The following is a 20,231-nucleotide window of genomic DNA, read 5'->3' as shown; positions in this document are numbered from 1 at the left end:
AGTATGTTCAGACAGTTATAATATTTGCAATCGCGCATTATATATCGATGAAGACAGTTCTGGTAATCCTCGTTTCGGTATCACAGGCGTAGTGAACAGGGCGGCTTGTGAACAGGATGCCTGCCCCGCGACGGACTATCAATTTGAAAAAAAAAGCGACGGGGAGAAGTTTATTCTGACCGTTAATGAACCCTCGCTCACCATTATCAAAGAGGGTGTGGTTAAGGTAAAACAGCACGGCATATGGTCGCAGTGACTGCTTTGCAACGGCGTACATTGAAGAGTAATAACTCAACTTCTGCATGCATATGTCTTCACGCCACGCTTACTCAAACTGCCGCTCATCGCGCAACAGATGCGCATTACCTTTACGGCGGGTAAATCCGCTGCGGTCGAAGAACTCCAGAATCTGTACCGCCAGTTTGCGGCCAATGCCGAGCCGATCGCGGAAGTCTGCCGCACTGGTGCTTTCGCCCCCGGCGGCGCGCGATCGGATCAGATCGGCGAACTGCTGCATCCGATCGCCGGAAAAATAGCGATCTTTCACAATGGCGACGATCAGTCCCGCCTGTGCAGCCTTACGCAGCGTGCGCCTTGTCAGCGTTTCTTCAGCGTTGAGCGACGTTGCGATATCCCGCACCCACCACGCCTCATCGGCAAACAGCGGCTCCGCGCGCTGCCAAAGCGCCTGCTCGTCCGCTTCAAAACGCATCATAAAGCCGGGCAGATGCAGCCAGCCACGATTATTGCTGAGCCGGCCCTGCCCCGTTAACAGGTCAATCAGCGTTAATCCAACCTCTTCCGGCTGGTCCGGAAGGGTAACGCGACGCAGGCGTTCACGCCCCAGGCCGGGGCGGTCGCCGTTGTCCTGATGCCAGGCTCCAAGTGTACTGAGCACCTTCTGCTGCCAGGCGATTGCCGTTTCGGGCAGCAGAAGGTAACGACCTGCTTTGACCGGCTGAAGCGCCGCCATAGCTGCTTCAAGCGCCGTGACGGTGAGCTGTCGTGTCCAGGCGAGATCGCTGACGCGCATCGGCCGCTGAAGCAGCAGCGACAGCGTCTGGTGTTCCTCATTCGCTTCTGCTAACGCATGCAGCCAGGCCAGGTAGTCCGGCTGACGTTTGCCGCGTTTTTTCGGCCACAGCTGGATCACTCGCGCACCGGCAAGGGTTTCGCGCGCGTTAATATCGCGCAGGATCAGCCGATCGTTGTCCGCCAGCCAGAGAGGCGTGTCGAGGATCAGTTCGGCGAGGTCGCTGTCCAGCAACGAAACGCGTCCGGTAACGTGGCTGGCGGCGTGGTGCAGATGCAAAGACTGTCCCTGTTTTAACGGCTGGTGCTGCTCCAGCGCCACAATTACCCGATCGACGGGCGCGTCCGGCTTCTCAGCCAGCAGCCAGTCGCCGCGCGACAGGTCGCTTTTTTCAATATCGCCGCTGATATTTAACGCAATACGCTGACCCGCTCGCGCCCAATCGGTCGGCTGGTTCTGCGCGTGCAGGCCGCGCACGCGTACGCGCTTCTCGCTGCTGCTCAGGCACAGTCTGTCACCCACGCGAACCTGACCGCCAAGCGCGGTGCCGGTTACCACCACGCCCGCGCCTTTAACGGTAAACGCCCGATCGATTGCCAGGCGGAAAGGACGATCCAGCGTGATGTCACGCTCCGGTAGCTGGCTGAGATGCGCGGCAAGCGGTTCGATGCCGGTTCCCGCCGTGGCGCTGGTAATAAAAATGGCGATATCCGACCAGCCCAGCAGGTGGGTCAGCGTCCGTATCTGTTCGTTGACCTCTTCAAGGCGCGTCGCATCCACGCGATCCGCTTTGGTGATCGCAACGGTGAGCGGTGGTCGCCCGCTCAGCTGCAAAATCGCCAGATGCTCGCGGGTTTGCGGCATGACGCCGTCGTCTGCCGCCACTGCCAGCAGCGCATGATCCAGCCCGCCGGTGCCGCAAAGCATATTGCTGAGAAATTTTTCATGGCCCGGGACATCGATAAAGCCAATAACCCGTCCGTCCGGCTGCGGCCAGTAGGCATAACCGAGGTCGATGGTCATGCCGCGCGCCTTCTCTTCCGGCAGACGGTCAGCATTCACGCCGGTAATAGCCTGAAGCAGAGCGGTTTTGCCATGATCGACATGGCCAGCGCTGGCGATAATCATGCGGTCAGCACCTCCATAAACAGTGATTCGTCCTGAAGGCAGCGCAGATCCAGCCAGAGTTGTCCCGCCTGAGCGCGACCAATTACCGGTACTGCGGCCTGGCGCAGGCGGGTGGAAAGGCTGGCGAGCGTGCCGCCGCGTCCGTCGCGCGGCGTAAAGGTTATCGCCACGCTGGGCAGACGATCGACCGGCAGCGAACCGCTACCGATTTGCGATGAACAGGGGGCAATCGCCAGCGAAAATTGCTCACCGAAGCGTGCGTCAAGCTGCGGCAGCAGCCGTTCCGCCTGCTGCGCTATCTCTTCGGGCGGACGGGTTAACAGGCGCAGCGTCGGCAGTTGTTCCTTCAGTTTTTCCGGGTGCAGATAGAGCTTGAGCGTGGCCTCAAGCGCCGCCAGCACCATTTTATCAACGCGTAGCGCGCGCTTCAGCGGATGCTGTTGCAAACGGTCGATCAGTGCTTTTTTACCGACGATAATACCGGCCTGCGGGCCGCCGAGCAGCTTGTCGCCGGAAAAGCTCACCAGGCTGACGCCGGCCGCCAGCAGGTTTTGCGGCATGGGTTCAGCAGGCAGGCCATATTCGCTCAGGTCGATTAACGAACCGCTGCCGAGATCGCTGATAACCGGCAGGTTCAGTTCGGTGCCCAGCGCGGCCAGCTCCTGCTCGCTGACCGATTTCGTGAAGCCCTGGATCTGATAATTGCTGGTGTGCACCTTCATCAACAGCGCGGTCTCTTCGTTCACCGCCTGACGGTAATCTTTCAGGTGCGTACGGTTAGTGGTGCCCACTTCCGCCAGACGGCAGCCTGCCTGCGTCATAACGTCAGGAATACGAAACGCGCCGCCGATCTCCACCAGTTCGCCGCGCGAGACCACCACCTCTTTTCCCGGCGCCAGCGCGGCCAGCATCAGCAGCACCGCCGCCGCATTATTGTTAACGATGCAGGCATCTTCCGCCCCGGTGAGCCGGCACAGCAGCCGGGCAATGGCGCGATCGCGATGACCGCGCTCCGCTTCGTCAAGCGCGTACTCCAGCGTAACCGGCGAGCGCATCGCGCTGGTCACCGCCGCAATTGCGCTTTCGCTCAGCAGCGCACGCCCGAGGTTGGTGTGCAGCACGGTGCCGGTCAGATTGAAAACCGGACGCAGCGCGGTGCGTTGCTGCTGCGCCAGCCGCTGCGATGTGGCCTGCGGCCAGTCGGCACACCAATCAGGAAGCTGTTGCCGCGTCAGGATGCTCTCCCGCGCCTCCTGTTGGAGGGCGCGTAACGTGCCGGTAACGTGCTGATGACCATAAAGAGAGAGCAGGCCTGCCATTGCGGGATCGCGGAGCAGGCTGTCAACGGCGGGAAGCTGGCTGAAGAGTGCATTCATGGGTTAATGGTATCAGGGCGAAGGTGGCGTGGTGCGGGCAAAACTTTCACGGGCAAACATTTTTTCCGTTAGTTTAACCAGCGCGGGGCGGTTGACGCACCAGCCCGGCACCACGCGGCGAAAATTCAAAAAGCCGATCAGGCAGGCGGTCGCAATGTCGGCGACGTTCAGCGTGTCACTGTTCAACACCTCGCCTTTGGCGGCGGCGGCCTCCAGCACATCAAGTCCACGCAGGATTTTTTCACGCTGGCGGATCAGCTGCTCTTCAAGCTGTTTTTCTGCCGGACGCATGCTTTCACGCACCAGGATCACCGCCGCATCGCCAATGCCGTCCGCCAGTGCCTGGAGCTGAAGCACCTTCAGCGCGGCCAGTTTGTCACGGGGAATGAGCGCCGGGGCAATATCCATCTGTTCCAGGAAGTTGGCAATGATATGCGATTCATACCAGGTGCCGTCGGGCGTGACCAGCGCGGGGATTTTTCCCAGCGGATTGTGCTGCGGCACCGGGCTGTCGTCTGTCCACGGCGAGGCGTTAATAAATTCAAAGGTGATGCCTTTTTCCAGCATGATCACCGAAATTTTCCGCACAAAGGGGCTGGTGTAGCTGCCGATCAGTTTCATATTACGATTTCTCCTGAAGCGGCCGGACAAACCGGCCTGCGGATAATGTTACCTGAAACAAGCGTGGTTGGGTTACTCCCCTGGAAAGAGGAAGGGATTGAGGCTACTGCGAGAGAAGCCCTCCTGCTCCATGCGCGCATCCAGCACCAGCGAGGCGAGATCGTCCGCCACCGGCTCTACCGCCGGATCTTTCTCCTGATAGAGCATCTTGAGATAGGTGCCGCAGTCGCCGCAGCTTTCCGCTTTGACCGGCGCGGTTTCGCTGTCGAGCGACCAGTAGTGCAGATCGCGCGTTTGCTCGCAGTTGGTGCATTTTGAGCGCACCACGTACCACTCGCTCTCACACAGGTTGCAGTGCAGGTAGCGTAAGCCGCCGTGCTGCGTGCCCATATGGACAATGCTGGTCACCGGCACGCTGGCGCAAACCGGGCAGAACTGCCGCTGTTCGCCATACTCCGCGCGCGCCTTGCCGGGGATTAACGCGGCCATCTGCGCCCAGTAAACTGAGAGCGCGGCCCAGATAAACGGCGCTTTATCACTGCTGACGCGGGCAAAATCGTTATCGAACAGCGCGGAAGCCATGGCTTCCAGCTCCTGTGCGGACGCTTTTTCCAGGTTTTCCAGCACCGCCAGCGCCTGGCCGGTCATCTCCGGTTTCAGTTCCGCAATCAACGAGTGCAGCAGCCGCTGCCAGTGCCCATCGCGCGGCAGCGTATGAATATCCAGCGGCGGTTTGCCCTGACGCGCGGTTTCCACCAGCCGGGCATGTAAATCCATCTGCAACGGGTGATCGTACAGCACAATCTCCTGTGCGCTGGCGATCACGGCGGTGAAGCGTAAATAGTCGCCCAGCGGATTTTTCTCCGCCAGCTGCCGTAAACGCGCGGCGCGGCGGCTGTATAAATTTTTCAGCCTTGGGAAAAGTAACGGCGGAATCATCTCCGCCGTTTTTCTGTCGCTTTTCTCCAGCTCATCTTGCGGGATTATGCGAATACTCATCAGGGACGTTTTTCCTGTTTTATCGTTTGCCGGGCGCGAACAGCGCGGTACCAGCGTGGATGGTGCTCTTTCGCCCAGGCGGTGGTGACCCAGCCTTCCACCATCGCGGTGATTGAGCCTTTCACCCAAAGCGCGGCGTAAACGTGAACCATGATGACAATGATTAACCCGACGGCTGCCACCGAATGAACAAGCAGCGCCAGGCGAATCACCGGAACAGGAAACGCACCCGCGAAGTAAGGCCGCCAGATAACCACGCCGCTTGCCAGCAGCAGCACCAGGCTGGCGATCGCCGCCCAGAACACGCACTTCTGCCCCAGATTATAGCGTCCGATGTCGCCGACTTCCTCGTTTTGGATGACTTTGTGGATGTTCTTTGCCCAAATCACGTCTTCACGATCGACGAAATTGTATTTCCAGTAGCGGAAAAACATCAGCAGAAAAGCCACAAACATGATAACGCCGACAAACGGATGCAGAATGCGCGCCAGCTGCGGCGTGCCCAACACATGCATTAACCAGTTAAAGGACGGGAAAAAGAACCCCAGCCCGCTGAGCGCGGCAAGCACAAAGCAGAATGCCACAATCCAGTGGTTAATACGCTCCGGCGCGCTGTAGCGCTGAATGCGGTTGTGATGACGCTTTTTCATTACCGCTCCTCCTTATCGTGCAGGTCGTCTTCATCCCCTTCTTCCACCCGATTCGGCCCGATGCCGACGTAGTGGAAGACGCTGGCGGCAAAGGTTGCCGCAAAACCGATGGCGGCCAGCGGTTTCCAGATGCCTTTCCAGAAGGTGACGGCCGGGCTGATGGTCGGATTCTCTGGCAGACCGTGGTAAAGCTGCGGTTTGTTGGCATGATGCAGCACATACATCACATGCGTGCCGCCAACGCCTGACGGATCGTACAGTCCGGCGTTTTCATAACCGCGGCTGTTCAGTTCGCTCACGCGCTCCGCCGCGACGTTTTTCATATCCTCTTTGCTGCCAAAGTGGATCGCGCCGGTCGGGCAGGTTTTCACGCAGGCAGGTTCCTGACCGACGGCGACACGATCGACGCACAGCGTGCACTTATAGACGCGGTTATCCTCTTTATTGAGGCGCGGCACGTCAAAAGGGCAACCTGCGATACAGTAGCCGCAGCCGATGCACTGCTCTGACTGGAAGTCGACAATGCCGTTAGCATACTGAATAATTGCGCCTTCGGACGGACACGCCTTCAGGCAGCCCGGATCGGCACAGTGCATGCAGCCATCCTTGCGGATCAGCCATTCCAGTTTGCCGTGCTCTTCCACCTCGGAAAAGCGCATTACCGTCCAGGATTTGGCGGTCAGGTCGGCCGGGTTATCATAAACCCCGACGTTGTGACCGACCTCGTCCCGAATGTCATTCCATTCCGAGCAGGCCACCTGACAGGCTTTGCAGCCGATGCAGGTGGTAACATCAATCAGCTTCGCCACTTCCTGTTGGTGGTCCCTTGCCTGAGGCGCGGGCGTGAAGCCGTTTGTCGCGGAGCGACGGATAATATCCTGTGACTGATAAGTCATATTTTCTCTCCGCTAGGCCTTTTCCACGTTCACCAGGAAGGCTTTAAATTCCGGCGTTTGCGTGTTGGCGTCACCGACGAACGGCGTCAGCGTATTGGCAATAAAGCCTTTTTTCGCTGCGCCCTCAAAGCCCCAGTGAATCGGAATACCAATGGTATCCACCGGTTTACCCTGTACCGTCAGGGTACGGATACGCTTGGTGACCACCGCTTTCGCCTTGATATAGCCACGGTTGGAGCTGACCTTAACGGTGTCGCCCTGCACGATGCCCAACTTGCCAGCCAGCCCTTCGCCGATCTCCACAAACTGCTCCGGCTGCGCGATGGCGTTGAGCTTCGCGTGCTTGGTCCAGTAGTGGAAGTGCTCGGTCAGACGATAGGTGGTGCCGACATACGGGAACTTATCCGCTTTGCCCAGCGCGGCCAGATCGTCCTGGAAGATGCGCGCCGCCGGGTTTGAGACAACGTTCGGGTGCAGCGGGTTGGTGCCGATCGGTGTTTCAAACGGCTCGTAGTGCTCAGGGAACGGGCCCTCCGCCATTTTATCAATAGCGAATAAACGCCCCATGCCTTCCGGCTGCATAATGAACGGTCCGACGCCGCTGCCCGGCGCGGCGGTGCTGTAGTCCGGGATATCCTGCCCGGCCCACTTCGTGCCGTTCCAGCGCATCAGTTCGCGTTTCGGATCCCACGGTTTGCCCTGCGGATCGGCCGAAGCGCGGTTGTACAGAATGCGGCGGTTAAGCGGCCATGCCCATGACCAGTTCAGGGTGTTGCCCAGACCGGAAGGGTCGGTGTTGTCGCGGCGCGCCATCTGGTTGCCGTCAGGCGTCCAGCTCCCGGCGAAGATCCAGCAGCCGCTGGAGGTCGAGCCGTCGTCGCGCAGATGTGCGAAAGTGCCGAGCTGCTGGCCTTTCTTCGCCAGCACTACGCCTTTATCATCAACGATATCGGCCAGCGCTTTGCCGTTGCTTTCCATGGCGACCTCTTCTGACGCCGGGTTATCCGGCGTCAGATAGTTCCAGCTCATGTTCAGCACCTGCTCCGGCAGCGCGCCGCCTTCGCTGGCGTACATTTCACGCAGTTTCAGGAAAATACCAGCGATGATCTCGCCATCATTGCGCGATTCGCCAGGACCGTCTGCGCCCTTCCAGTGCCACTGCAACCAGCGGGCGGAGTTGACGATTGAGCCGTTCTCTTCCGCAAAGCAGGTTGACGGCAGGCGGAACACTTCGGTCTGAATCGTCGACGGATCGACATCGTTAAACTCGCCGTGGTTCTGCCAGAAATTGGAGGTTTCGGTGAGCAGCGGATCGATAGTCACCAAAAACTTCAGTTTAGACAGCGCCTTCACCACCTTATTTTTATTCGGGAAGGAGGCAAGCGGGTTAAATCCCTGGCATAAATAGCCGTTCACTTTGCCCTGAGACATCATCTCGAAGTACTGCAAAACGTCGTAGTTTTTGTCCCATTTCGGCAGCCAGTCAAAGCCCCAACTGTTCTCCTTCTGCGCTTTATCGCCATAGAACGCTTTCATCAGGCTGATAAAGAACTTGGGATAGTTGCTCCAGTAGTTGACCTGGTCCGGCAGCAGCGCCCGCGGCGTGTTGGCGGCAAAATAGGTCTCCAGATCGGGGTGCTTCTCGGCGGGCAGGCTCAGGTAGCCCGGCAGGCTCTGCGACAGCAGGCCAAGGTCGGTCAGCCCCTGGATATTGGAGTGGCCGCGCAGGGCGTTGATGCCGCCGCCCGCCATGCCCATATTCCCCAACAGCAGCTGAACCATCGCCATGGTGCGAATGTTCTGCGCGCCCACAGAGTGTTGCGTCCAGCCCAGCGCATACAGGAACGATGCGGTGCGATCGGGCGCGCTGGTTTCGGCCAGCAGTTCGCAGACATACAGGAAGTCTGCTTTTGGCGTGCCGCAGATCGACTCAACCACATCAGGCGTATAGCGGCTGACGTGCTCTTTCAGCAGATTCCACACGCAGCGCGGATGGCTGAGCGTGTCGTCGCGTTTGGCATAGCCGTTTTCATCCAGTTCATAGTGCCAGGACGTTTTATCGTAGTTGCGAACCTCTTCCTTGTAGCCGCTGAACAGGCCGTCTTCGAAGTGGTAATCGTCACGCACGATCAGGCTGGCGTTGGTATACGCCTCAACGTATTCACGCTGGATTTTTTCGTTGCTGATCAGGTACAGCAGCACGCCCGACAGGAAAGCGATGTCGGTGCCGGAGCGGATGGGCGTATAAAAGTCGGCTACCGATGCGGTGCGCGTAAAGCGCGGATCGATAACGATCAGTTTCGCCTTATTGTGAATTTTGGCTTCCATCGCCCAGCGGAATCCAACCGGATGCGCTTCAGCGGCGTTACCGCCCATCACAATAATTAAGTTCGCATTTCGAATATCAACCCAGTGGTTGGTCATCGCACCGCGACCAAATGTTGGAGCAAGACTTGCTACCGTTGGTCCGTGTCAGACGCGCGCCTGGTTGTCGACGGCAAGCATGCCGAGCGAACGGGTAAATTTCTGTGTTAAATAACCGGTTTCGTTGCTGGAAGCCGAGGCGCACAGCATTCCGCTGCTCAGCCAGCGGTTGACGGTGACGCCGTCTTTATTTTTTTCGATAAAGTTGGCGTCGCGATCCGCTTTCATCAGGCGGGCAATGCGTGAAAATGCATCTTCCCAGCTAATGCGCTGCCATTTATCCGATCCTGGCGCACGATATTCAGGATACTTCAGCCGGCTTTCGCTATGAATGAAATCGATAAGGCCTGCGCCTTTCGGACAAAGCGCGCCACGACTGACCGGGTGATCCGGGTCGCCTTCGATATGAAAAATAGACTCTTTTGCGTTTTTAGCGCCATCGCCAAGGCTGTACATTAACAGCCCGCAGCCGACGGAGCAGTAGGTGCAGGTATTACGTATTTCACGGGCGCGCAGTAGCTTGTACTGCCGCGTCTCCGCCAGCGCAGCGGCTGGGGCAAAGCCCAGCATCGCCGCCGTCGTTCCTGCCATTCCCCCAGCGCAGATCTTGAAGAAGCTTCTTCTGCTGACATTCATGGCTATAAATCCTGTTTCGACATTGCTTAATTATTTTTTTGCGGTAAAACGCGCAGAGGTTCAGAATTGCTCACATCGCTGAACCTATGTAATCGGCATAATACCATAATTACTATAGGGTCGATGTAAACAACAGGTTAATTAGTGAACGATAAAAGTGAATGTTTCCAGAATGTGAGTGAGATCGCAGGAGCGGGTCAGTTGCCGGTGTGGACGCGCGCCGCACTTGACGCGCCTGAAAACGACTGGCTGGCGGACGAAGTGCCGGTTGCGCTGGTCTATAACGGTATCTCTCACGTGGTGATGATGACCACGCCAAAGGATTTGGAGGCGTTTGCGCTCGGCTTTTCACTGTCGGAAGGAATTATCGCGTCGCCTGGCGATATTTATGGCATGGATGTCGTCCACGCCTGCGGTGGCATTGAAGTGCAGATTGAGCTCTCCAGCCGACGCTTTGCGGCGCTGAAAACCCAGCGACGCGCCATGGCGGGCCGCACCGGCTGCGGCGTCTGCGGCGTGGATCAACTGGGTGAAATTGGTAAACCCATCGCGCCGTTGCCCTTCAGCCAGACCTTCGCGTTGGCGCAGCTTGATCGGGCATTGTCTCAGCTTAAACGTTTTCAGCCCGTGGGCGAGCTGACCGGCTGCACCCACGCGGCGGCGTGGATAATGCCCGGTGGCAATCTCACGGGGGGCTATGAAGACGTCGGCAGGCACGTGGCGCTGGATAAACTGTTAGGCGCCAGGAGCGGGCAGCCTGGCTGGCAGCAGGGCGCCGTGCTGGTTTCCAGTCGCGCCAGCTATGAGATGGTACAAAAGTCCGCCATGTGCGGCGTGGAGATCCTGTTTGCCGTTTCCGCCGCCACGCGCCTGGCGGTAGAGGTGGCCCGGCGCAGCAATCTGACCCTGGTGGGCTTCAGTAAACCTGGCCGCGCGACGATCTACACGCATCCGCAGCGGCTGGTGTGAGGTTTTTCCTGGGTGTGGCGATGATTGTTAAAAACTACCGGGCCTTTGGCTTTCATCAGCAGCCAATACCGCCCGACGGACTTTATTTCCCTTACCCGCTTTTGGACGCCGATGCCGGGTTCGCTCGTCTTGAGGAGGCAGGCTTGTTGACGATGAACGTCAATATCCACCATGCGTCGTCAAAGGTGCTGGTGTTGGGTTGACCGTAAGATTCAATAAAAATACCTGTCCAGGATTTCCAGTACCGCTCTGACGACTGCCGTTCGGCGGGGTGTGACGTACATGCCGTAGCTGAGACTTAGTTCGGGAACCGGCAGACACAGTTTTTTCATCGTACTCTGTCTGAATATATCCGGCGCAACGAGCGCGATCCCCAGGCCGCTTTCAACGGCGGCAGAAATGGCGCTCATATTTGAACTGGTCAGCACGATTCTGTATTCGAGCCCCGCATCGGAAAGTGCGTGCAGCATCATTTTTCGCATATAGCAGGTTTCGCCGTAAACGATAAGCGGCAGAGGCTGATTCGTGTCGGGCGCGTGGTCCGTTGAGCACACCCAGCAGGGGCGGGACAGCCAACTTTTCTCGGGCTTTGTGCTGAAAAACTGTGTTGCGCCAATGGCAATATCGAAATTTCCGCTCTGCCATCCGGCGGCTATCCTCTCGTCGTAATCCACCACAATGCGCACATGCATGCCGGGTAACAACTGCCGTATTCGGGAGAGGGCATCGGGGAGCACCATAAGCGCGTGGTTCTCCGGAATGCCTACGCTGACCGTTCCGGTTTCTGACCAGCTTTGCAACTGGAGGACGGCTTCTTCCCCCAAAGAAATAATTCGGCGTGCGTAGGACAAAAACATCTCTCCCTCTGCCGTTGGTCGCACGCCGCGTCCGGTACGGTGGAGAAGACGTACACCCAGCAGCTCTTCAAGGCGAATGATTTGGGCACTGAGGGCTGACTGGGCGCGGCCGGATTCCGCCGCCGCCCGGCTTAAACTGCCATATTGGCATACGGCAATAAATACCCGCAGCAAGGTGGGATCAAGATTGTTGGATATATTCATATGATGATATCTGAAACATTAATTCCCGTATGGAATAACTCATTCATTATATCTAAGGTAAGAATGACTTTAAAGTGTGCAGCCTTTCCAGGTAGGGGCTCACTGTGACCGACGGGCGTTGAGGGCAGATTTTCATTTCATAAGGAGTACGCGTATGGCTTTTTTTGTACCTGGCGCGACGGATTTTATCGTGCCGCAGTATTATCGTTCGGCCCGGCACACCACGCACTACCTGACATGTGGCCAGGCTGACGCGCCGCTGATTTTCTTTCTGCACGGCTGGCCGGGTATCAGCCTGATGTGGCGGGCACAGATGGACGCATTCGCCGCAGAGGGCTGGCGTTGCATTGCCCCCGATCTGCGGGGTTATGGGGGTTCGTCCCGGCCTGAAGACGAGGCTGCTTACACCATTGAAAATGTGGTGACAGATATGACTGAACTGCATGATCACCTTGGCGGCGGGCCAGCGATCTGGGTTGGTCATGATTGGGGAAGCGTTGTGGCGGGTCAATTAACCGCACACCACCCCTGGCGCAGTCGCGGTGTGGTACTCACTTCGCTGGCCTATTTTCCTGACGCAAATGCGCTTCCCACCCTCGTGCCGCTGGTGGACCGGGAAATTTATCCGGCAGACCAGTATCCGGATGGTCAGTGGGACTATTATCGCTACTACACGACCCATTTCGAGGCGGCGGTGGCCGATCTTGATGCAGACAAGTCAGCATCGTTGGCATCGATCTTTCGGTCGGGTACCCGGGATGCCGTTGGTAAGGTTTCGCCGAATGCCGTGGTGTCGCGTAACGGAGGGCGCTTTGGCACCGCGCACCGCGCACCGCCTGTCGACCCCGATCCGGCCCTCTGGCCGCCAGCGGATTTCGACGTGCTGGCAGAGGCGTTTCATTCACATGGCTTCAGACCGCCCTGTGCCTGGTATTTGAACGATGACGCTAACGTGGCTTACGCGCGAAAGGCGCCCAACGGTGGACGTTTGTCACAGCCGGTACTGTTTATTAATGGCGACTGGGATCAAATCTGTAGCATTACCGGAAATCACCAGGGCGATCCGATGCGCGCAGCCTGCGCAGATCTTACCGTGCTGAATATGCCCGCCGGGCACTGGTTGCCGCTTGAGCGTAAAGAAGAACATATTGAGGCCATCCGTACCTGGCTTCAGGAGAATAATCTTCAGGATGGATAATTCAGGCGCCCCCGCGGGGCGCATTTACCTCTTCTCTATTGAAACCGGATGGGTAGCAACGGATCATATTTTCAGATATTTTTTCAGTTCGCCTGCCATCTGACGCAGTGCCGCCTGCGTGCCGGGCGACTTCGCCAGCGGATTCAGTAATCCCCAGTCATGGATCATTCCGTTGTAGCGAACGCAGCTGACTTCTACGCCGGCCTGGTCGAGTTTTTGTGCGAACTGTTCGCCCTCGTCACGCAAAACATCAAACTCAGCCACCTGAATCAGGGTTGGCGGCAGGCCGGCCAGTTCTGCTTTGTCTGCGCCAAGCGGAGACGCGGTAATTTCAGCCCGTTCTCCGGGATCGGTGGTGTAGGCATCCCAGAACCATTTCATCATGTCGCGGGTGAGAAAATACCCTTCGGGAAAGCGCTGGTAGGATTCATTATCAAAGCTTGCGTTGGTGACGGGCCACAACAGTCCCTGAAAAGAAATACGCGGAGAACCATTACGTTTTGCCAGTAAGCTGACCACAACAGACATATTGCCGCCTACGCTGTTCCCGACCACCGCAAGGCGGGAGCCATCCAGCAGCAGGCTCTGCCCGTTTTCTGCCACCCATTGCGTTGCCTGGTACGCCTGATTGATGGCTACCGGATAATGGGCTTCCGGTGAAGGCGTGTAATTGACAAAAACGGCTGCGGCACCGCTCAGCACCACCAGGTCGCGCACCAGACGTTTGTGGGTAAAATAATCACCCAGGATCCACCCGCCGCCGTGAAAGAACATGAAAACCGGCAGGGTTTCATTCTGCTTGCCAGCGGGGCGCACAATATTCAACAGTACATCCTGCCCGCTGAGCGTGACGGTCTGTTCACTCTCTTCAATACCACTTAAGTCAACCGGTACGGATTTTTGCGCATCGGTAAGAACCTGTCGGGCCTGATCCGGAGAGAGCGAATTGACGGGCGGGTTACCGGCACCGTTAAGTTGTTCGAGAAAAGCGGTCACCACTTTCTCTGTTGCAGCGTGTTCAGGGGGTATCGCGTTAACGGACATAGTCTTCTCCACTGTTAAGGTTCATTAACCAGTATAGAAGCTGTGCGATTGTTCTGATAAAAGGCGTCAGCTAAACCCTTACCAACGTCGGGGCATTGATAAACCTTTTAGAGCGAGTTTATTTAACTATAATGATCCGACTGCTTACGTGGCGCTAACAGAAAGCGCCGCCCAACATTAAATGGAGATGATGAACATGAGTTATTCACTGCCATCCTTGCCTTACGCATACGACGCACTGGAACCGCATTTCGACAAGCAGACGATGGAAATCCATCACACCAAACACCACCAGACCTACGTAAACAATGCGAACGCCGCGCTGGAAGGCACCGAATTCGCCGATCTGCCGGTTGACGAGCTGATCGCCAAACTGGATCAGGTACCTGCCGACAAGAAAACCGTGCTGCGCAATAACGCAGGCGGCCACTCTAACCACAGCTTCTTCTGGAAAGCTCTGAAAACCGGCACCACGCTGGGCGGCGAACTGAAAGCGGCTATCGAGCGTGATTTCGGTTCTGTGGAAAAATTCAAAGAAGAGTTTGAAAAAGCGGCTGCCACCCGTTTCGGTTCCGGCTGGGCATGGCTGGTTAAGAAGGGCGACAAGCTGGCTGTCGTCTCTACGGCCAACCAGGACAGCCCGCTGATGGGCGAAGCCGTTTCTGGCGCGTCCGGAACGCCCGTTATCGGTCTGGACGTATGGGAACATGCTTACTACCTGAAATATCAGAACAAACGCCCTGACTATATTAAGGCGTTCTGGGAAGTGGTGAACTGGGACGAAGCCGCAGCGCGTTTCGCCGCAGCAAAATAAGCGTCTCACTGACCTCAACCGGCGACAGCGTTCGCCGGTTTTTTTTGCCTGAACCTGATATTTTTACTGCCGCTTCTCCTTCCTCCGAAATGAAAGACTCCGATTTATCTGTTAAGCACGTGTTTCTGCTACGGTCTGCCTGTAACACAGCGTTAACCGCTTAAACGCCTGGACGTCTGTATGGCTAATACTTTTTTGTGTTAGCTTATGCGCTTTCGTTCGTTGTCAGCCACGCGCTTCCAATAAAAAATGCGGGACAACGATCTTTCATCTGCCAGAGGAGACGCACCTGTGAATGCGGCCAACCGCTTAGAAATGCGTCAAATCTCCATCGCGTTTGGCGGTTTTAACGCGCTTTCCGGCGTCGATTTCAGTCTTGAAGGGCGGTCGGTGCATGCGCTGACCGGCGCCAACGGTGCGGGCAAGTCGACGCTGATGGCGGTGCTGTCCGGTGCATACGGTCATTACAGCGGCACCATTTTGCTCGACGGCCAGCCGGTGGAGATCCGTTCGCCGCGCGATGCCAAACGGCTCGGCATACACCTTGTGCAGCAGGAGGTGGATGTGGCGCTGGTGCCAACGCTCAGCGTCGCGGAAAACATCATGCTGGATCGACTCGCGGAGGGCGGCCAGCTCTGGCGCTGGGGCGAAATCCGTCGCCAGGCGGCCGCGATGCTGGCCCAGCTTGACGTCTCGCTGGATCTGCGGCGCGCGGTTGACCGCTGCTCGCTGGCAGAGAAGCAGCAAATTTTGCTGGCGCGCGCGCTGTCGCACCACTGCCGTTTCTTAATTCTTGATGAGCCCACCGCGCCGCTGGATCAGCATGAAAGTGAGCGCTTATTTGCCGTCGTACGCCGCCTGCAACGCAGCGGTATCGGCGTGGTGTTTATCTCGCACCGCATTCACGAGCTGCGTGAAATCTGTGACCGGCTGACGGTGCTGCGCGACGGCCGCCTGATTGAAAGCGTGCCAATGGCGCAGCTCAGCGGCGAGCAGATTGTTGAGAAGATGCTGGGACATCGGCTGGATGATATCTATCCCCCGCGACGTCCGCCGTTCAGCGCCGACACGCTGCTCAGCATTCAGGGGCTGCACGACGAGCATCTGCTTCGCGATATCTCGCTGACGCTGCGCAAAGGGGAAGTCCTCGGCATTGCCGGGCTGGCGGGTGCCGGGAAAACTGAACTCTGCAAAGCGCTGTTCGGCGCCAGCCGTAGCCGTATCACGCGCGGCGAACTGCACGGCAGGCCGTGGAAACCGCGCTCGCCGCATCGGTCAGTAGAAAACCGCCTGGCGCTGATCCCGGAAGAGCGGCGCAAAGAGGGCATTTTTATCGAAGAGTCGGTGGCGATGAACCTCAGCGTCACCGCCGATAACAGCTTTTCCCGCTGGAGCCTGTTCGATCATCGTCAGGCCCGGCGCTGGGCGGAAGAGGTTATCCAAAAGCTGGGCGTGCGCACGACCGGGCCGCAGCAGCAGCTACGTCGCCTGTCGGGCGGCAATCAGCAAAAAGTCGCTATCGGCAAGTGGCTGCGCAACGACGCGGACGTGTTGATCTTTGATGAGCCAACCAAAGGCGTCGACGTCAAAGCCAAAACCGATCTGTTTGAACTGATTGACGGGCTGGCCCGCGAAGGAAAAGGCGTTATTTACGCCTCCGGCGAATTCGCCGAACTGATTGGCCTGTGCGATCGCATCTGCGTGCTCTGGGATGGTCGCATCGTGGCGGAAGTCGCTGCGAGCCAGACCGACGAAGAGACGCTTCTACTTTATTCCACCGGAGGAACACCTGCGTGAGCAGCAAAGAACTCTCTATAAACGCTGCGCCGTCGCTGCGCCATCAGATCTTCGACTTCCTCTATAAGTGGGGCATGCTGCTGACGGTGGTGGCGCTGATTGCCGCGTTTGGCCTGGCGTCGGACAGCTTTCTTGAACCGAACAACATCATTAACATTCTGCGCTCGATCGCCATTGTCACGGTGATCGCCATCGGCGTATCCATCTCGCTGACCATTGGCGGCTTCGATCTGTCGGTGGGTTCAACCGCTTCGCTGGCGAACGCGTTGGTGATCTCGTTGTTCGTCTGGTATGGCTTCGGCACCACGCAGGCAATCCTGATCACCCTCGCGCTCTGCATGCTGATCGGCCTGTTTAACGCTTTTCTGATCGTCATCCTGAGAATTCCCGACATGCTGGCCACCCTTGCCAGCCTGTTTATCGTGCAGGGCGTGGCGATGACCTGGAGCTTCGGCGGATCGATTACGGAAAACATGGTGCTGCCGAGCGGCGACATGGCGGAAGGCACCATTCCGGCGGGCTTTTCACTGCTTGGCCAGGTGCCCATTATTGTGATCGTTATGCTGGTGGTGACCGCGGTGGCGCAGCTCGGGCTGTCGCTCACTAAACATGGCCGCCGCATGTACGCTATCGGCGGCAATCCGGAGGCGGCAAGGCTTTCGGGGATTCGCACCCATCGCTACCGCGTGCTGGCCTATGTTATCGCCTCATTGCTGGCAGGGCTGGGCGGCATTCTGCTGGCATCGCGTATTGGCTCATCGCAGGTTAACGCCGGCGGCGGTTACCTGATGGATGCGGTAGCCGCCGCATGGATCGGCCTGTCGCTGGCCGGGGCGGGCAAGCCCAACGCGCTCGGCACGCTGCTGGGCGCGGTGATCCTTGGCGTATTACAGAACGGGCTGGTGATGCTCTCTGTGCCTTACTACGCGATGGATATCATTAAAGGTCTGGTGCTGGCCGTTGCGCTGGCAATGACTTACATACAGCGTCGATAGAGACGCGCTGACGGCGCAAGCCACTTTACGGGGAATGATAATAATGAAAAAACTACTACCAATGGCGCTCTGCCTGCTTTCCATCGCGCCGGCGTTTGCCGAACCCTCCGCCGCCGTGCCGAAAGCCATTGCCGGTCATGACGGCCCGGTGCGCGTCGCGGTGATCCGCAATCTGGGATCGGATGACAACACCACCCAGTTTGTTGCCGGTGCGATTCAGCAGGGACGCAAGCTGGGTTTTAAGGTCAGCACCTTTCTGAGCAACGGCGACGACGCGCGTTTTCAGGACTTTGTGAACCAGGCCATCAGTCAGAAATATGACGGCATCATTCTGTCGCACGGCAAAGATCCTTACTCCACCGAACTGGTGAAGCGCATCGCCGCCGCAGGCATTAAGGTTTCCGTCTTCGATACGCCGGTCAATCAGTCGGTGGAGGGCGTGACCGTTACCGCGCAGGATGACGCCTCGCTGGCGCAGCTTTCGCTGGATCAGCTTCTGAAAGATACCAACGGTAAAGCCAACATTGTTAAGCTCTGGGTGGCGGGTTTCCCGGCGATGGAACGCCGCCAGGTGGTGTATGAGAAGGTGCTGAAGGCCAATCCGGGTATTCATCAGCTGGAGTCTGTTGGCGCCGTTTCGTCTGACGTGCAGGGCGATACCGCGAACAAAGTGGGCGCCATTCTCGCCAAATATCCAAAGGGCAAGCTCGACGCCATTTGGGGCTCGTGGGATGCGTTCGCGCAGGGCGCGTATAAAGCGCTACAGGAGAATGGCCGCACCGAGGTGAAGCTCTACAGCATTGACGTATCGAATCAGGATCTTCAGTTGATGCGCCAGAAGGACAGCCCGTGGAAGCAGACCGTGGCGGTGGACAGCAAGCTGATTGGCGCCATTAATATGCGCCTGATCGCAAACAAAATCGGCGGCGAAACGACGCCCGCCACCTACGAGTTTAAGGCTGCGGCTATTTCGCAGTCACAGCTGGGCGGTGCGGCAAACGTCGCCAGCCTGAATAAGGTGATTCCGGGCTGGGGCGAATCGCCTGACTTCATCGCGCCGTGGTTCGCGACGCTTGAGGCAAAATACGGGAAGAAATAAGGTATATCCGCACTGATTGCACGCTCCTTCGTTGAGGAAATTTTCGACGCAGGAGCGTGGTTGTTAACGTCAGGCGCCCGGTACGGCACTGCTGCAAATATGAATGCGCGATGGAAAAGCCTTCTGTTTCAAAGATTCTTCGCATAAAACCCATCTCGCCCGGAAACGGCCTAAAAAAACGATTCGGCCTGACCGTTGCGCAACCTACGCATTACGTTAATCCCTTAAGCATCGCGTAAGTCGTCTTTATGGATTGTCATTACAGCGTGTGGCACAGATATGTTTTTCATTAACAGCGTCTGGCGGCGGCCTGATAACGGCGAAAGCCTATCGCCGCAGGACGATTTGCGGCACCGCGTCCTGGCTGTGATGATGAACCTGTAGATCGGCCTGATACCAGCGGGTTAACGTCTCTTCGGTCATCACCTCTGCTGGCGTGCCAGTTGCCACCAGGGAGCCCTGATGCAGCAACAATATTCTGTGTGACCATAGCGCTGCCAGATTCAGGTCGTGCAGTACGCAACATACCGTCAGCTGCCCCTTGCGGGTAAGCTGATGCAGCAGTCTTAACGCATGCTGCTGGTGGTAAAGATCCAGCGCAGAGGTTGGCTCATCCAGAAACAGCCAGCCCTGTGGGCCATCAGTGTGCCACAGCTGCACCAGCGCCCTCGCCAGCTGAACCCGCTGCTGTTCGCCTCCGGAAAGGTGGCGGTAGTCGCGCTCATTCAGATCGTCGCAGCCCGTAAGCTGCATTACTTCGTCGATAATCCGCTGGCCGCCCCGCCCCGGCCAGGGCGCCCGGCCCATTGCCACTACGTCCCTCACCGGTACGGCAAATTCCATATGGCTCTGCTGACGCATCACCGCCCTGCTGCGCGCCAGCCGATCGCGCGGCCAGCATTCAATCCGCTGGTCGCCAAGGATACACATCCCCTCACTGGCTGGCAGAAAACCGGTCAGCATCCTCAGTAAGGTGGATTTTCCTGCGCCGTTTGGACCAATCAGAGAAACCATTTCGCCCGGTTGCAGCGTCAACGACACATCATCAATGAGCAGCCTCTGCCCGGCCCGATAAGAAACGCCAACTGCCTGTAAAACGTTACTCATATCGACCTTCCTGGCGACGCAGGATCAGCCATAAAAACCACGGAGCACCCAGCAGGCTGGTCAACAGCCCCACCGGCATTTCAGCCGGCGCCACCATCGTCCGGGCGATGGTATCAGCCAGCAGTAACAGAATAGCACCGAGTAATGCCGCGCCCGGCAGCAGCCAGCGGTGATCGCCGCCTATACACAGCCGGATCAGATGCGGTACCACCAGCCCGACAAAACCAATGATTCCGCTCACCGCCACTGCGGCAGCAACCATCAACGCGCTGAGTACCAGCAGGATACGATGGGTACGACGTACATCCACGCCAAGGTAGTGAGCTTCCTCATCACCCAGTTGCAGTAAATTAAGCCGCCGGGCCTGCCATTGCGTCGCCAGCA

At 57.8% G+C, this 20,231-nt stretch carries 18 protein-coding genes; 7 read left to right on the top strand and 11 right to left on the bottom strand.

What is annotated here, in order from left to right; all coding sequences use genetic code 11:
- Positions 1-325: 325 nt before the first annotated feature.
- From selB to fdnG, 7 genes are all read right to left on the bottom strand, one after another.
- A complete protein-coding gene (selB, locus tag GS12_RS17115) occupies positions 326-2,161 on the bottom strand; it encodes a selenocysteine-specific translation elongation factor (protein ID WP_034949104.1) in 1,836 nt (611 codons plus the stop codon).
- Positions 2,158-3,537: an L-seryl-tRNA(Sec) selenium transferase gene (selA, locus tag GS12_RS17110; protein WP_034949103.1), complete on the bottom strand. Its 1,380-nt coding sequence runs from the start codon at positions 3,535-3,537 to the stop codon at positions 2,158-2,160. Before selA ends, selB begins: the two co-directional genes overlap by 4 nt.
- Before the next feature lie 12 nt (positions 3,538-3,549).
- Positions 3,550-4,158 (bottom strand): glutathione S-transferase, encoded by a 609-nt coding sequence (locus GS12_RS17105; RefSeq protein WP_034918088.1) that lies wholly within the window; start codon positions 4,156-4,158, stop codon positions 3,550-3,552.
- Positions 4,159-4,230: 72 nt separating this feature from the next.
- Entirely contained in the window at positions 4,231-5,157 is a 927-nt protein-coding gene (gene fdhE / locus GS12_RS17100; protein ID WP_034949101.1) for a formate dehydrogenase accessory protein FdhE, read from the bottom strand.
- Positions 5,157-5,807, bottom strand: coding sequence for a formate dehydrogenase cytochrome b556 subunit (fdoI, locus tag GS12_RS17095; RefSeq protein ID WP_034918084.1), 651 nt, complete (start codon positions 5,805-5,807; stop codon positions 5,157-5,159). Before fdoI ends, fdhE begins: the two co-directional genes overlap by 1 nt.
- Positions 5,807-6,703: a formate dehydrogenase subunit beta gene (gene fdxH / locus GS12_RS17090; protein ID WP_034949099.1), complete on the bottom strand. Its 897-nt coding sequence runs from the start codon at positions 6,701-6,703 to the stop codon at positions 5,807-5,809. The genes fdoI and fdxH overlap by 1 nt, the downstream gene beginning before the upstream one ends.
- 12 nt (positions 6,704-6,715) lie before the next feature.
- Positions 6,716-9,763 (bottom strand): formate dehydrogenase-N subunit alpha, encoded by a 3,048-nt coding sequence (fdnG, locus tag GS12_RS17085; RefSeq protein WP_152601433.1) that lies wholly within the window; start codon positions 9,761-9,763, stop codon positions 6,716-6,718.
- A 174-nt stretch (positions 9,764-9,937) separates the two neighbouring features.
- On the opposite strand from fdnG, the gene fdhD reads away from it, so the two are divergent.
- Positions 9,938-10,732 carry a formate dehydrogenase accessory sulfurtransferase FdhD gene (gene fdhD / locus GS12_RS17075; protein ID WP_034949123.1) on the top strand — a complete coding sequence of 265 codons (795 nt, stop codon included), beginning with the start codon at positions 9,938-9,940 and terminating at the stop codon, positions 10,730-10,732.
- Positions 10,729-10,935, top strand: a complete 207-nt coding sequence (locus tag GS12_RS17070) for a hypothetical protein (RefSeq protein WP_034918078.1) — start codon at positions 10,729-10,731, stop codon at positions 10,933-10,935. The genes fdhD and GS12_RS17070 overlap by 4 nt, the downstream gene beginning before the upstream one ends.
- Positions 10,936-10,944: 9 nt before the next feature.
- On the opposite strand, the gene GS12_RS17065 is transcribed toward GS12_RS17070, so the two are convergent.
- Positions 10,945-11,793, bottom strand: a complete 849-nt coding sequence (locus GS12_RS17065) for a LysR family transcriptional regulator (RefSeq protein ID WP_034918075.1) — start codon at positions 11,791-11,793, stop codon at positions 10,945-10,947.
- A gap of 154 nt (positions 11,794-11,947) precedes the next feature.
- On the opposite strand from GS12_RS17065, the gene GS12_RS17060 reads away from it, so the two are divergent.
- Positions 11,948-12,991, top strand: coding sequence for an alpha/beta fold hydrolase (locus GS12_RS17060; protein WP_052118506.1), 1,044 nt, complete (start codon positions 11,948-11,950; stop codon positions 12,989-12,991).
- A 63-nt stretch (positions 12,992-13,054) separates the two neighbouring features.
- Here GS12_RS17060 and GS12_RS17055 read toward each other — a convergent pair whose 3' ends face one another.
- Complete coding sequence (locus GS12_RS17055) at positions 13,055-14,035, bottom strand: alpha/beta hydrolase (protein ID WP_034918073.1); 981 nt, start codon at positions 14,033-14,035, stop codon at positions 13,055-13,057.
- A gap of 196 nt (positions 14,036-14,231) precedes the next feature.
- Here GS12_RS17055 and sodA point away from each other — a divergent pair, with 196 nt between their 5' ends.
- The 4 genes from sodA (at position 14,232) to GS12_RS17035 (ending at position 18,740) form a co-directional block, all read left to right on the top strand.
- Entirely contained in the window at positions 14,232-14,849 is a 618-nt protein-coding gene (sodA, locus tag GS12_RS17050; RefSeq protein WP_034949120.1) for a superoxide dismutase [Mn], read from the top strand.
- Positions 14,850-15,140: 291 nt separating this feature from the next.
- The gene (locus tag GS12_RS17045; RefSeq protein WP_034949097.1) at positions 15,141-16,646 is read left to right on the top strand and encodes a sugar ABC transporter ATP-binding protein; all 1,506 of its coding nucleotides are present in this window, start codon (positions 15,141-15,143) and stop codon (positions 16,644-16,646) included.
- On the top strand, positions 16,643-17,641 hold the full coding sequence (locus GS12_RS17040; RefSeq protein WP_034949095.1) for an ABC transporter permease: 999 nt from the start codon (positions 16,643-16,645) through the stop codon (positions 17,639-17,641). Before GS12_RS17045 ends, GS12_RS17040 begins: the two co-directional genes overlap by 4 nt.
- A gap of 43 nt (positions 17,642-17,684) precedes the next feature.
- On the top strand, positions 17,685-18,740 hold the full coding sequence (locus GS12_RS17035; protein ID WP_034918066.1) for a sugar ABC transporter substrate-binding protein: 1,056 nt from the start codon (positions 17,685-17,687) through the stop codon (positions 18,738-18,740).
- Between the two features lie 327 nt (positions 18,741-19,067).
- Here the strand turns inward: GS12_RS17035 and GS12_RS17030 are convergent, their stop codons facing one another.
- On the bottom strand, positions 19,068-19,847 hold the full coding sequence (locus GS12_RS17030; protein ID WP_034949093.1) for a heme ABC transporter ATP-binding protein: 780 nt from the start codon (positions 19,845-19,847) through the stop codon (positions 19,068-19,070).
- A partial coding sequence (locus tag GS12_RS17025) for a FecCD family ABC transporter permease (RefSeq protein WP_034949091.1) occupies positions 19,840-20,231 on the bottom strand: 392 nt, incomplete at its 5' end. The genes GS12_RS17025 and GS12_RS17030, both read right to left, overlap by 8 nt.

The sequence above is a fragment of the Erwinia oleae genome, assembly GCF_000770305.1.
In the GTDB taxonomy this organism is placed as follows: Bacteria; Pseudomonadota; Gammaproteobacteria; order Enterobacterales; family Enterobacteriaceae; genus Erwinia; species Erwinia oleae.
This window is presented reverse-complemented; position numbering and strand designations above follow the sequence as displayed.